This is a genomic window from Mesorhizobium sp. M1B.F.Ca.ET.045.04.1.1 (assembly GCF_003952465.1).
GTDB classification, from domain to species: domain Bacteria; phylum Pseudomonadota; class Alphaproteobacteria; order Rhizobiales; family Rhizobiaceae; genus Mesorhizobium; species Mesorhizobium shonense.
In genome coordinates this window covers 5,266,124-5,279,051 of sequence record NZ_CP034448.1, presented here as the reverse complement: position 1 = coordinate 5,279,051, position 12,928 = coordinate 5,266,124, and the positions used below count along the sequence as shown (strand labels likewise).

Genomic DNA, 12,928 nt, shown 5'->3' with positions numbered 1-12,928 from the left:
AAGTCCAAATCGCTTGTCGCTGGAGTCAAGCAATCCCTTCCGGCGCGAAGCGGCTCAGGAAATATCCGCATGCCTTCCAGATCGCGACTGACAGAAACGCGCCTGCGTAGCCGTCCAGGGCGTAGTGCCAGCCAAGCGCGACCGAACCGATCATGATTATGCCGGCGAATGCCCACATCAGCATGCCGGCCAGCCGGGAGCGGCGCATTGCGTAGAGGGCGAAAAGCACCGCCATCGCCACGTGCATGGAAGGGAAGGCGGATATTCCGATACTGCCGCTGGTCGCGCCGGTATAGCCGCTCCACAGCATGTCCTGGGTGCTGAGCGCCCAGATCGGATAGATGCGATCGGCGGCGGCGAGTGCTTGCATGAGCGGACGAAAGTCAGTGCCGAGACCCAGCCGCTCAAAATAGCACGGCCCGGCCGACGACAACCCCATCGCCAGGAAAAAGCCGCCAAAGGTCCACACCAGCATGAAGCTCATCAGGAACTGGTGACGCAGCTTCGTATCGCTGCGTGTAATGCAAGCGGTGAAAACCGTGGCGATGAGTGCGATGAACCAGAAATTGTAGGCGAAATTGAGCAGCCTCAACGCGAGTGGCGATTGCACGACGAACCACAGCCACTCGTGCGGCGCCCGGCCGAAATGCAGGACCCGATCGGCGTGAGCCAGCGCCTTGTCCCATGCGAACGGGGAAAGAATTGCGATGGCTCCCTTCAGCACGCCGACGGCGGATATGAAGGCGATGCTGGAGGCCAGGCCGTTCAGGCTGTTGGCAGTGCGTTCGGCATCGCCGAAGAAGCTGCCCAGCGATTTCAGGAAGGCGCCGAGCGGTTCGGTGTCTCGCTTGATCAGTGCCAGGTTGAAAAAGCTTCCGAGAGCGAAGACGCAGCCGCAGATCCAGAAAGCGATAAAAAGATACTGGCCGTATTCCTTCAATACGCCGAAATCCGGCATGTTTGCGGTGTGGATGCCGACCGCGGTTGCCAGAAGCAAGGCCGCGACGGCCATGGCGTGCAGCAGCCGGTGCCGTTGAAAGGCGTCCGCCAGCGCGATCAGAAAAGCGCGTCCGACGGCTGTCCTCGTCAGGGACGACGTCGCAACCGAATTTTCCATAGCTTTGAAACCCGATAGCTCGCTACCGCTCAACGTCTTACCGCGAGATGGTTCGATATTCCCTAACCAAGCGATTCGAGTGCAAACGATCGCACCCGGCCCGGTACGCAATCGGCTCGGCTCCAAAATTTACCTTCTGGAAGGTCGAGCTGCGCGGAGGCTTTCGCAAACCAGATCGGGCTTGTCAGCTCGAGGCTATCGGTCCGCCTCTCATGTCGACGGACTTGCGAGTTTCAATTTCCAAGCGCCGCCCGGATCTTGCCGGCGTTCTCGGCCAGCACCTCTGGCTTCTCCATCTGCCCGGAATGCGGCTTGAGCGGCACACCCTCGAAGCGCGGGATGACGTGGACATGGAGGTGGTAGACGGTCTGCCCGGATGCCGGCTCGTTGAACTGCAGGATGGTGACGCCGTCGGCGTTGAAGGCCTTTTTCACCGCCACCGCCACTTTCTGCACCACGGCAAAGAGCGGGGCGAACGTTGCCGGATCGGCATCGAGGATGTTGCGCGACGGCGCCTTCGGCACCACGAGCGTATGGCCGACCCCTTGCGGCATCACGTCGATGAAGGCAACGACCGCGTCGTCCTCATAGATGCGATGCGAGGGGATTTCGCCGCGCAGGATTTTCGCAAAGATGTTGCCGGGATCGTAGGCTTCGGCCATGGCGGGTCCTCCGGATTGTAGCCTGCCACCCGATGTAGCGAAGCCGCTTGTATGCGGCAAGGCAAGTCAGGCAAGATCGACCATGCGGCACTGGAACTCCGCGCGCGACGATTTCGGCCTACTCCTTGAGATCCTTGCGGAACGGCGTGTGCTCTTCGAGATATTCGCCCATCCGCTCGACCTCGTGGCGTTCGCGGCGCAGATAGTCGGCGACGGCGTTGCGCAGGCCCGGATGCGCAATGTAGTGCGCCGAATGCATGGTCACCGGCTGATAGCCGCGCGCCAGCTTGTGCTCGCCTTGCGCGCCGGCCTCCACCACCTTCAGCTTGCGTTCGATCGCGAAGTCGATCGCCTGGTGGTAGCAGACCTCGAAATGCAGGAAGGGGTGATCCTCGATGCAGCCCCAGTTGCGCCCGTAGAGGGCATCGGAGCCGATGAAGTTGATGGCGCCGGCAATGTAGCGGCCGTTCCGCTTGGCCATCACCAGCAGAATATCGTCCGCCATGCGCTCGCCGATCAGCGAGAAGAACTGGCGGTTGAGGTAGGGCCTGCCCCATTTCCGGCCGCCGGTATCCATGTAGAAGGCGAAGAAATCGTCCCAGGCGCGTTCGGTGATGTCCTTGCCGGTCAGCCAGTCGATGCTGATGCCGTCCGCCAGCGCCTCACGCCGCTCCTTCTTCATCGCCTTGCGCTTGCGCGAGGCAAGCGTGGCGAGGAAGTCGTCATAGTTCGAAAAGCCTTCGTTGAAGAAGTGGAACTGCTGGTCGGTGCGGTGCAGGAAGCCGGCTGCCTCCAGCGTCGCGACGTCGGGCTCCGTGGCGAAGGTGACATGGGCGGAAGACACGCCAAGCTTATCGGTCACCAATTTCAGGCCAGCGGCAAGTCCGGCCCTCACTGCGCCTTCGTCCTCACCCTTGCTCACCAGCAGGCGAGGGCCGGTGACCGGCGTGAACGGCACCGAGCATTGCAGCTTGGGATAATAGCGCCCGCCGGCACGCTCGAACGCATCCGACCAGCCATGGTCGAAGACATATTCGCCCTGGCTGTGCGATTTCAGGTAGCAAGGCACGGCGCCGAGCAGCTTGCCTTGCGCATTCTCGAGCCTGAGGTGATGGCCCTGCCAGCCGGTGCGCCGCACGGCGCAGCCGGAATCCTCCAGCGCGCTCAGAAAAGCGAATGAAACGAGCGGGTTGTAGCCGTTTTCTTTGTCGCTGCGCGTGGTCCCGGCGAAGCCGTTCCACTCCTCGCAGGTGAATGCGCCGATACCCGCCGCGACGCGGATCGCATAGTCCGCATTCGCCGTCCGTCCATCATCGTCGTCACCCTGATCCATGCGGCTTATTTAAGCGTCCTCAGGGCTGCTACAAGTCACGTTTCAGGCACCGCCCTCAGAGCATGATGCCGAAAAGTGTGAAGCGGTTCTTGCTTCGCTGACCTTCGGTTCGGGCGACATCATGCTCTCTCTTTAGAGATTGATTTAGAAGCGGATCAGATTTCAGGTCGTTTCGACCTGAAATCATCCGGCACTAGGCGACCTTGACCAGATCGGGCTCAAAACCCTCGAAGGTCATCTGGTCGGCATATTTGAAGGTCAGGTCGACCGCCGGCTGGTCGTGCACCGTCCAGGTGATGACCGGCATCCTGAGCTTCTCGCGCACGAAGCTGACGAACGGGTTGGGCAGGTCGCCAGCGGCGTAGGAGGTGAAGGCAAGGTTGTGCGCCAGCATGGCAAAATGCGCCTCGATGAGCTGGTTGTCCCTGCCGTAGGCGGTCAGCCCGCCGGGGATGCCCGGAGCATCCTTGGCGAAATCGCGGATCAGCCAGTGGTCGAACGACATGATCGCCACCTTGCCCTTGTAGCGCTTGAGCAGCCTGCCGACGCTCGCGACTAGTCCGTTGTCGTGGCCGGCAACGCCTTTCAGCTCTACCACCAGCGGCACCCGGCCGTCGATCAAGTCGAGCGCTTCCTGCAGCGTCGGCACGTGATCCTTGGTGCCGCCCACCTTCAGCGCCGTCAACTCGGCCGCGGTGCGCTGCCAAACAAAACCGTCCTCGCCGGTCAGGCGTTTGAGCTCGCCGTCATGGATGATGACGGGAACGCCATCGGACGAAATATGCAAGTCGCATTCGATCGCATAGCCGCGCTCAGCCGCCGCCGCAAAGGCCGACAGCGTGTTCTCCCAGCGCGTCTTGTTCATGTCGTGAAAGCCGCGGTGCGCGACCGGGCGGGCGATCAGCCAGGAAAGGTCGGTCATGTCAGGCGCGCTCACTCGACTTCGAAGATCGCTTCGATTTCAACCGCGGCGTTGAGCGGCAGCGACGCGGTGCCGACGGCGGAGCGGGCATGCTTGCCGCGTTCGCCGAGCACGGCGACAAGGAAGTCGGAAGCACCGTTGGCGACCAGATGCTGCTCGACGAAATCCGGCGCCGAGGCGACGAAGACCGTGATCTTGACCAGCCGGCGAATCTTCTCGAGATCGCCAAGGGCTGCCTTGGCCTGCGCGAGTATGTTGATGGCGCAGAATTTCGCGCCCTCCCTGCCGGCCGCGGTGTCGATGTCGCGGCCGAGCAGCCCGCTTGCCTGCAGCTTGCCGTCCTTGAGCGGCAGCTGGCCGGCGGTGAACAGCATGTTGCCGGACCGGCAGTAGGGCACGTAGTTCGCGGCGGGCGCGGCGGCGGCCGGAATGGTGACGCCGAGATCGCTTAGCCGCTTTTCGATTGTTTCGCTCATTGGTTTTCCCTATTGCTGGAAGACGCCGCGTTGGCCGGGCCGAAATTGCTATTTTTGCCTCGCTTCCGCCACGACTTTTTTTAAGCTGGACCATCTTTCCCTGCGGTCTGCCATCGGCCGCGACGATCGGAGCACTTCATGCGCGTGACGCGCCTTTTTCTTTCCGCCGCTCTCCTGTCGACGGCCATCCCGATGGCTCCGGCCTTTGCCGTGCCCGCGCTGCAGGCGCACCGCGCCGTCTACGACCTCACCCTGAACAAGGCGTCGGACCGATCGGGCATCACCGGCATTTCCGGCCGCATGGTGTACGAGTTCAACGGCTCGCCCTGCGAGGGCTACACGGTTAAATTCCGCTTCGTCACCCAGATCGTCACCAGCGACAACACCAGGCTGACCGACCAGCAGACGACGACGTTCGAGGACGCCGAGGGCAAGACCTTCTCCTTCGTGACGAAATCCTTCGTCGATCAGAACCTCGACAAGGAAGTCAAGGGCATGGCGACCAGGGAGCCGAAAGGCCTCAAGGTGGATATCGACAAGCCCGAGAAGAACACCCTCGAGCTCGCCGCCACGCAGTTCCCGACCCAGCACCTGGTCGAACTGATCGGCAAGGCCGAGCGGGGAGAAAATTTCTATCAGACCAATCTGTTCGACGGCTCCGAGGATGCCAACAAGGTGATGACGACCACGGTCGTCGTCGGCAAGAGGACGGACGCCGACAAGTTGGACCCCGAAGCGCCGGCGCTCGCCAAGCTCGCGACCGACAAGTACTGGCCGGTCGACATCGCCTATTTCGACGATACCGACAAAAGCGGCGAGGAAGTGCCGGAGTACCGGATCAGCTTCAAGCTGCACGAAAACGGCATCACGCGCGATCTCGTCATGGACTATGGCGACTTCTCGATGACCGGCAAGCTGGTCAACCTATCGCTGTTCGATCAGGCCAAGCCTTGCCCGGCGTCGAAATAGCGACGAGTTAACCACAAATCGACCTGCCGGGGCGGCTCGACTTGAAGGCGCCGCAATCCGGTTCCAGCTTCCTTGCGGGCACTTCGGGGGAGAAGCTTGGGCAGGATCGACGTGTTCGTGGCGCCGCGACCCAATCCGGCGCTGATCAATGTGATGACGATCGTCAACCGCGTCGTCATGTTGAGGGGCGTTCCGGGGTTTCGCGACCTGTTGCCGTTCAACCGCCTGGCCGGCCTGCGCGGTGTCTCAAACGTCCGCCACATCGACTTTCCCGCCGCCGACCGGCAAAGACTGCAGGCCTGCTGCGGCGGGGGCCAAGCGACGTTCATCACGCCCAACCATCCGGAATTCTTCACCGACTGGATGATCGACAAGGAGATCGTCTCGCGCGTCAGTCCGCTTGCCGCCTCATGGGCGACGCATGGCGTGGTCAACGGGCTTGGCCGGCTGATGCAGAAATTCTGGCTGGCCAACAATCTGATCGCGCAGATTCCCGGCAACACCGACGCCGCCAAGGCGCATTCGGTCGACTGGGCCCTCAAAGGCCATGGCGTGCTGCTTCATCCGGAAGGCGCTGTCGGCTGGCACAGTAACTATGTCGGGCCATTGCTTCCGGGTGCGGTGGAGATGGGGCTCGAAGCCTTGAAGCGCGGTCGCGAGACGAACCAGGATTTCAAGGCTTGGGTCGCTCCGGTCGTCTGGAAACTCGCTTTCACCGGCAATGTCGAGCGGGCGCTCGCTCGCGAATGCGCCTACATCGAGAAGAGTCTGAAAATCGCAAGCGCCGCAAACGGCTCTCTGCCGGAACGCGTCTATCGTATCTATTCGATCTTACTGTCCCGCGACGAACAGGCCTGTGGCCTGGCGGCGGAGGAGGGCGCTTCCTATGCCGACCGCCAGCAAGGCGTTCTGGCTGTGCTTGGACGGGAGCTAGCCGCAGCCATTGCTGCCGAGCCGGGCCTGGATATGGCCGAGTTGCTGCGGTGCTCACGCCGATGGCTGCGTGAGAATAAGGCCGATGCCGGTGAGCAGAAACGTGTGCGAAAGCTGACGGAAACGATCCAGCGCATTCAGCGCGTCGGCCCCTGGGCCTTCGCCAATCAAACGATCACCCAGGAAGAAATCGCCGAGCACCTGAAACGCATCCGCAACGATTATTGCAAGGGCACCCTTCGCGACACGATCAACCGCTTCGTCCCGCAACCCGCGGGACCGCGCTGCGCGCACATCCGCGTGCCAGAGCCTTTGGGATTGCACGACTACAAGGGCTCGGTCGACGAGGCGCTCGCCGAACTGCGCTCGCGCATGCAGGAAGCGGTGACAGGGATCGTCGCCGAGCTCGAAGCCGCCGGCGGCTTCATTTCCTATCCGAATCCCTTCTATCATCGCTGACTTCATTTCGGCCCGGGTGACCGTGAGCGGGCCACCAATGTCGGTAGGAGTGCGGCAAGCTCGATGGCTGTCTATGTCGATGCGGCGATCTGGAAATGGGCCGGCCACCGCTGGTGCCATCTGCTTGCCGACGACACCGACGAGTTGCATCGCTTCGCCGCAGAGCTCGGCGTCAAGCGCTCGTCCTATCAGGGACCGCCGAAGACATCGGCGCCGCATTACGATATCACCGGTTTCGAGCGCGACCGTGCCGTGCGACTTGGCGCGGTCGAATGCAGCCGAGAGGAGATCGTGGCGATCTTCCGCCGCGTGCGGGTGCCGAACGGAAAGGTGAAACGCTGATCTGCTTTATGCATGTCGTTGTCTCAGAACCGCAGCACACTTCTGGGCGACATGCATTGGCTGCGCGGATCGCCGCAGGCAAAAGCGTTTTCCGGTGCCTCGCTTGCGTTTATGGCGCATCCCCTCTATATGCGCGCTCATTCCACACACGGACTTTGGTGTCTGCCCGGGAGAAATCCGGCTGAAACCTCCGGTGGCATCAGGATATCCGTCCGAAATGCCTGTGTCCGTGGAGGCCAACCGGAAAGGAACTAAAGAATGGCTCTGCCTGATTTCAGCATGCGCCAGCTTCTCGAAGCTGGTGTTCACTTCGGCCACCAGACCCACCGCTGGAACCCGAAGATGGCGCCCTACATCTACGGCGCCCGCAACAACATCCATATCGTCGACCTGTCGCAGACGGTTCCGCTGCTGCACCAGGCCCTTAAGCAGGTCTCCGACACCGTTGCCAAGGGCGGCCGCGTGCTGTTCGTCGGCACCAAGCGCCAGGCTTCGGATATCGTCGCCGACGCGGCGCAGCGTTCGGCCCAGTACTATGTCAACTCGCGTTGGCTGGGCGGCATGCTGACCAACTGGAAGACGATCTCGAACTCGATCCAGCGCCTGCGCAAGCTCGATGAGACGCTTGCTGGCGAGGCCCAGGGCCTCACCAAGAAGGAGCGCCTCAACCTCGACCGCGAGCGCGAGAAGCTCAACAAGGCGCTGGGCGGCATCAAGGATATGGGCTCGACGCCGGACCTGATGTTCGTCATCGACACCAACAAGGAAGCGATCGCCATCCTCGAGGCCAAGCGCCTCGGCATTCCGGTCGTCGCCATCATCGATTCGAACTGCGACCCGGACAAGATCGACTTCCCGATCCCCGGCAATGACGACGCGGCCCGCGCCATCCAGCTCTATTGCGATCTGATCGCCAAGGCTGCCATCGACGGCATCGCCCGCCAGCAGGGCGCGCTCGGCATGGATATCGGCGCGTCCGCCGAGGCCCCGGTCGAGCCGGCGCTCGATACCCCGGCCGCCGAGACCCCGGAAGCCTGAAAAAGCGAAGGCCGGTTGCGGCCTTCATCTTTCCAATAAGTTGGCGCGCTAAAGCGCTTTTGCCGGGCGCATCATCGGGATTCGATGGTGCGTCGGCGCATTTGAAACAAAGAGGCGACAATGAGCATTACGGCTGCACAGGTCAAAGAACTCCGCGACTTGACCGGCGCGGGCATGATGGACTGCAAGGCGGCGTTGAACGAAACCAACGGCAACATGGAGGAGGCCGTCGACTGGCTGCGCAAGAAGGGCATCTCCAAGGCCGACAAGAAGGCCGGCCGCACCGCGGCGGAAGGCCTGATCGGCGTCGATTCCGGCGTTCGCGAAGCCGCGGTCGTCGAGGTCAATTCGGAGACCGACTTCGTCGCACGCAACGCGGCCTTCCAGGAAATCGTCGCCAAGGTCGCCAAGGTCGCGCTCGCCTACGGCACGACCGAGGCGGTGGCCGCGGCCAAGTATCCGGGCTCCGACAAGTCGGTCGCGGACACCATCAAGGACGCGGTTGGCACCATCGGCGAGAACATGGGCTTCCGCCGCTCGGCCAAGCTCACCGTTCCGCACGGCGCGGTGGCGACTTATGTGCACAACGCCGTTGCCGACGGCCTCGGCAAGCTCGGCGTGCTGGTCGCGATCGAGACCACCGGCAATGAGCATGCGGCGAACGCCTTCGGCCGTCAGGTCGCCATGCATGTCGCCGCCACCAACCCGATGGCGCTGACCACGGAAGAACTCGATCCGGCCGCGGTCGAGCGCGAGAAGGCGATCTTCGCCGACCAGGCGCGCCAGACCGGCAAGCCCGAGGCGATCATCGAGAAGATGGTCGAGGGCCGCCTGCGCAAGTTCTACGAAGAGGTGGTGCTTCTGAAGCAGGCCTTCGTGCTCAATCCCGACATCACCGTCGAGAAGGCGCTGAAGGATGCCGAGAAGGAGATCGGCGCTCCGGCCAAGATCAACGCTTACCTGCGCTTCGCGCTTGGCGAGGGCATCGAGAAGGAAACGACCGACTTCGCGGCGGAAGTCGCGGCCGCGGTCAAGAAATAGCCCGAAGAAAAAGTAAGGCTAAACAGCTCAGGCAACTCGGCCGGGTGTCCGCATGGATGCCCGGCCGATCTCTTGTGCGGTATCGATAAAGGCCCTGAGCTTCGGCGCCATCGACGCCCGGCGCGGAAAGTAGAGGAAGAGGCCCGGCTCCTCGATCGCCGTCTTCGGCAGGATCTGGACGAGGCGCCCGGCGGCAAGACCGGCACGCACCAGCGGCTCGAACACATAGGCGAGCCCGACGCCCGCAAGTGCTAAATCGACCGCTGCAAGCGAATCGGTGACGACGGCCGTGCCGCGCGTCTCGACCACGACATCCTTGCCGTTATCGTTCAAATCCCAGCGATAGAGCCCGCCCGAGCGGACGAGCCGATAGCCGATGCAATTGTGGTTGGCGAGGTCGGCGACGTTGCGCGGACGGCCGTGCTTCCCGACATAGGTGGGCGAAGCGACGATCACGGCCTTGAAGGGTGGCGTGAGCCGCACGGTGACCATGTCCTGCGCGATCATCTCGCCGAGCCTGATGCCGGCGTCGAAACCCTCTCCGACGATATCGACCAGAGCCTGGTCGGCGAAGACCTCGACGGTTACGTCCGGATAGCGCTCGGCCATGGCCGCGACCACGGGCGTCACCGCCAAGGGGATTGCGATGTTGGAAGCATTGATCCTGAGAAGGCCGGAGGGCCGGCCCTTGACGCCGCGGATGCGGTCCAATCGTTCGGCGATCTCCTGAAGGGCGGGGGCCGCCGTCTCCACCAGCGCTCGGCCGGCTTCGGTCAGTGAAACGCTGCGCGTCGTGCGGGCGAACAGCGGCTGGCCGATCCGCTCTTCCACCAGCCGCACCGCATGGCTGACGGCCGACGGGCTCATGCTGAGCTCAGCCGCGGCGAGCGCGAAGCCGCCGCGCCGCGCCACGGCGACTACAACAGGCAGATGCGTGAGCAGATCGCGATCCATTCATGAATGATATCGCATGGTCTTTACGAACAATGCAATCTTATCGATGCCAACGCGCTGCTCCACATTGTCCTCAACACATCGGCGATGGGCTGATCCTCGAGGAGAAAAGACATGAATGCGTTGAGACACATGACCTTCGCGGCAGGATTGGCGCTGGCGCCGATCGACGCCGGCGGAGCCGAACCCACGGGCTGGCAGGCGCTTGCCGATGAGCGCGCCGTCATTCGTATCGCGGATGCGATCGACCGCGCCGTCGATGCGCAGGACTGGAAGCTTGCGCGCAGCTATTTCGCGGACCGCGTCACCGCCGATTTCAGCAGTCTTTCCGGCCAGCCTGCCGCCACCATCGCCTCCGACGATCTGATCGGCGTATGGGCGGCCAACCTCAAGGGCGGCAAGACGAGCCTGCATCTGCGCACCAACCATCAGGTCGTCATCGAGGCCGATGCGGCGACCGTTCGCTCCAACGGCTATGCCTGGAACCGGATGGAGGGTAATGGCGACCCGCTCTGGGAAGTGTGGGGCACCTATGAGCACCACCTGACCCGCTCCGGCGCCGGCTGGAAGGTCGACGGCTTCACCTTCCGCATGACGCATGAGCGCGGCAATCCCTGGGTCAAGGCGACCCCCGGCCAGTAAGCAAACAGGATCGGAGAACATCATGAGCATGACCTATTACACGCTCGGCAACAGCGGTCTGCGCGTCAGCCGGCTGGCGTTGGGCACCATGACCTTCGGCACCGAATGGGGCTGGGGCGCTGACAGGGATACCGCCCGCGCCATGTTCGATGCCTATGTCGAGGCTGGCGGCAATTTCTTCGACACCGCCGACCTATACACCGGCGGCACTGCCGAGACCTGGCTCGGCGAATTCGTCGCCGAGCGCGGTTTGCGCGACAAGGCGGTGATCGCCACCAAATTCACCTTCAATTCTGAACCGGGCAATCCGAATGCCGGCGGCAATGGCCGCAAGAACATCATGCGCGCCATCGACGCTTCGTTGAGGCGGCTCGGAACCGACTATGTCGACCTCTATCTCATGCATGTGTGGGACCGGCTGACGCCGGCCGAGGAGGTGCTGCGCACGCTGGACGACCTGGTGCGCGCAGGCAAGGTGCGCCATGTCGGCCTCTCCGACGTGCCGGCCTGGTATGCCGGCCGGGCGCAGGCGATCGCCGAACTGCGCGGCTATGAGCCGATCTCGGCCCTGCAGCTCGAATATTCGCTGACTGAGCGCACGATCGAGCATGAATTCGTGCCTTTGGCCACACGACACGGCGCCGGCATCATGGTCTGGAGCCCGCTGGCCAGCGGGTTGCTGAGCGGCAAATACCGCCCGACGCAGGCCGGGAACGCCGGCCGGCTCGACGGTTTCCGCAACACCACGCATCCGGGCTTCCAGAAATTCAGCGACCGCAACTGGGCGATCGTGGCGGAGCTCGAGAAGGTTGCCGCCGAACTCGGCCGCAGCATGGCTGAGGTGGCGCTTAACTGGGTTGCGACGCAGCCCGGCGTTGCAACCGTCATCCTCGGGGCGACGAAGCTCGCGCAACTGCAGGACAATCTCGCGGCGCTGGATTTCGAAATTCCCGCCGCACTTCGCCAGCGGCTGGAAGCGGTCAGCAGCGTTCCGGCGCCATTTCCTCACCCGTATTTCGGCTCGCAGATTCAGGTCAGGGTCACAGGCGGCACCGCGACCGGCGACAAGCCTTCGGGCTATTCGCTGCCGGTCCTGGTCGAAGGCGAGGCGGTCAGCATCAGCAGCAACTGATCGAAAAAGCCTGGGATTTTGCGCAAGGGCGCGGCGTGACATCGCCGCGCCCTTCGTGTATCGGGTCGATCCATCATGCCAGCGCCGCCAGGCGAAGCGGGGCAGTTTTCGTCCCCAGATTTGCCGCGCCGAGATTTTCGAGGAACCAGATGACGGTGAAGCCCCTCTATCGACGTGTCTTGCTGAAAGCTTCGGGCGAAGCGTTGATGGGAGAACAGCATTTCGGCATCGACGTTTCGGTCGTCGACCGCATCGCCGCTGACATTGCCGAGGCGCGCGCGCTTGGCATCGAAGTCGGCGTCGTCATCGGCGGCGGCAACATTTTCCGCGGCGTGGCCGTCGCCTCCAAGGGCGGCGACCGCGTCACCGGCGACCACATGGGAATGCTCGCCACCGTCATCAACTCGCTGGCGCTGCGCACCTCGCTGAACAAGATCGGCGTCGACGCCGTGGTGCTTTCGGCCATCGCCATGCCCGAGCTCTGCGAGAGCTTCTCGCAGCGCCAGGCGACCGCCTATATGAACCAGGGCAAGGTGGTGATCTTCGCCGGCGGCACCGGCAATCCGTTCTTCACCACCGATTCGGCCGCGGCGCTGCGCGCCGCCGAGATCGGCGCCGACGCCCTGTTCAAGGGCACGCAGGTCGACGGCGTCTATTCGGCAGACCCCAAGAAGGATCCGGACGCGGTGCGCTTCGACCGCATAAGTCATGCCGAAGTCATCAAACGCGGGCTTACGATCATGGATACGGCCGCGATTGCTCTTGCGCGCGAAAACAACATTCCGATAATCGTCTATTCGATCCACGAAAAGGGTGGTTTCGGCGAAATTCTGAGGGGCGGCGGCCGTTGCACGATCGTCGCCGACAATTGATCGGATCAGAACCGGCTAAACGAGCGTTGGTTCCGG

14 protein-coding genes are annotated in these 12,928 nt (G+C 63.0%); 8 read left to right on the top strand and 6 right to left on the bottom strand.

Features of this window, described 5'->3' with window-relative positions; genetic code table 11:
* Positions 1–25: 25 nt before the first annotated feature.
* The 5 genes from EJ071_RS26100 to EJ071_RS26080 form a co-directional block, all read right to left on the bottom strand.
* A complete protein-coding gene (locus tag EJ071_RS26100; protein ID WP_245459969.1) occupies positions 26–1,228 on the bottom strand; it encodes a phosphatase PAP2 family protein in 1,203 nt (400 codons plus the stop codon).
* 122 nt (positions 1,229–1,350) lie between these two features.
* Positions 1,351–1,779 (bottom strand): HIT family protein, encoded by a 429-nt coding sequence (locus tag EJ071_RS26095; RefSeq protein ID WP_126100426.1) that lies wholly within the window; start codon positions 1,777–1,779, stop codon positions 1,351–1,353.
* 118 nt (positions 1,780–1,897) lie between these two features.
* On the bottom strand, positions 1,898–3,112 hold the full coding sequence (locus EJ071_RS26090) for a GNAT family N-acetyltransferase (protein WP_126100425.1): 1,215 nt from the start codon (positions 3,110–3,112) through the stop codon (positions 1,898–1,900).
* A 193-nt stretch (positions 3,113–3,305) separates the two neighbouring features.
* Positions 3,306–4,034 carry a glycerophosphodiester phosphodiesterase gene (locus EJ071_RS26085; RefSeq protein ID WP_126100424.1) on the bottom strand — a complete coding sequence of 243 codons (729 nt, stop codon included), beginning with the start codon at positions 4,032–4,034 and terminating at the stop codon, positions 3,306–3,308.
* Positions 4,035–4,045: 11 nt separating this feature from the next.
* Positions 4,046–4,510: a RidA family protein gene (locus tag EJ071_RS26080; RefSeq protein ID WP_126100423.1), complete on the bottom strand. Its 465-nt coding sequence runs from the start codon at positions 4,508–4,510 to the stop codon at positions 4,046–4,048.
* A gap of 138 nt (positions 4,511–4,648) precedes the next feature.
* Between EJ071_RS26080 and EJ071_RS26075 the strand changes: the two genes are divergently transcribed.
* From EJ071_RS26075 to tsf, 5 genes are all read left to right on the top strand, one after another.
* On the top strand, positions 4,649–5,479 hold the full coding sequence (locus EJ071_RS26075; protein WP_126100422.1) for a cell envelope integrity EipB family protein: 831 nt from the start codon (positions 4,649–4,651) through the stop codon (positions 5,477–5,479).
* Positions 5,480–5,575: 96 nt separating this feature from the next.
* The gene (locus EJ071_RS26070; protein ID WP_126100421.1) at positions 5,576–6,871 is read left to right on the top strand and encodes a hypothetical protein; all 1,296 of its coding nucleotides are present in this window, start codon (positions 5,576–5,578) and stop codon (positions 6,869–6,871) included.
* Positions 6,872–6,934: 63 nt separating this feature from the next.
* Positions 6,935–7,213 carry a DUF4031 domain-containing protein gene (locus tag EJ071_RS26065; protein WP_059188655.1) on the top strand — a complete coding sequence of 93 codons (279 nt, stop codon included), beginning with the start codon at positions 6,935–6,937 and terminating at the stop codon, positions 7,211–7,213.
* Positions 7,214–7,471: 258 nt separating this feature from the next.
* Positions 7,472–8,251, top strand: a complete 780-nt coding sequence (gene rpsB, locus EJ071_RS26060; RefSeq protein ID WP_126100420.1) for a 30S ribosomal protein S2 — start codon at positions 7,472–7,474, stop codon at positions 8,249–8,251.
* A gap of 120 nt (positions 8,252–8,371) precedes the next feature.
* Entirely contained in the window at positions 8,372–9,292 is a 921-nt protein-coding gene (gene tsf, locus EJ071_RS26055; protein WP_126100419.1) for a translation elongation factor Ts, read from the top strand.
* Positions 9,293–9,319: 27 nt separating this feature from the next.
* On the opposite strand, the gene EJ071_RS26050 is transcribed toward tsf, so the two are convergent.
* Positions 9,320–10,246 carry a LysR family transcriptional regulator gene (locus tag EJ071_RS26050; protein ID WP_126100418.1) on the bottom strand — a complete coding sequence of 309 codons (927 nt, stop codon included), beginning with the start codon at positions 10,244–10,246 and terminating at the stop codon, positions 9,320–9,322.
* Positions 10,247–10,360: 114 nt separating this feature from the next.
* Between EJ071_RS26050 and EJ071_RS26045 the strand changes: the two genes are divergently transcribed.
* From EJ071_RS26045 to pyrH, 3 genes are all read left to right on the top strand, one after another.
* Entirely contained in the window at positions 10,361–10,888 is a 528-nt protein-coding gene (locus EJ071_RS26045) for a nuclear transport factor 2 family protein (protein WP_126100417.1), read from the top strand.
* Between the two features lie 22 nt (positions 10,889–10,910).
* On the top strand, positions 10,911–12,020 hold the full coding sequence (locus EJ071_RS26040) for an aldo/keto reductase (RefSeq protein WP_126100416.1): 1,110 nt from the start codon (positions 10,911–10,913) through the stop codon (positions 12,018–12,020).
* Positions 12,021–12,169: 149 nt separating this feature from the next.
* Positions 12,170–12,892 carry a UMP kinase gene (pyrH, locus tag EJ071_RS26035; RefSeq protein ID WP_126100415.1) on the top strand — a complete coding sequence of 241 codons (723 nt, stop codon included), beginning with the start codon at positions 12,170–12,172 and terminating at the stop codon, positions 12,890–12,892.
* Positions 12,893–12,928 lie beyond the last annotated feature (36 nt).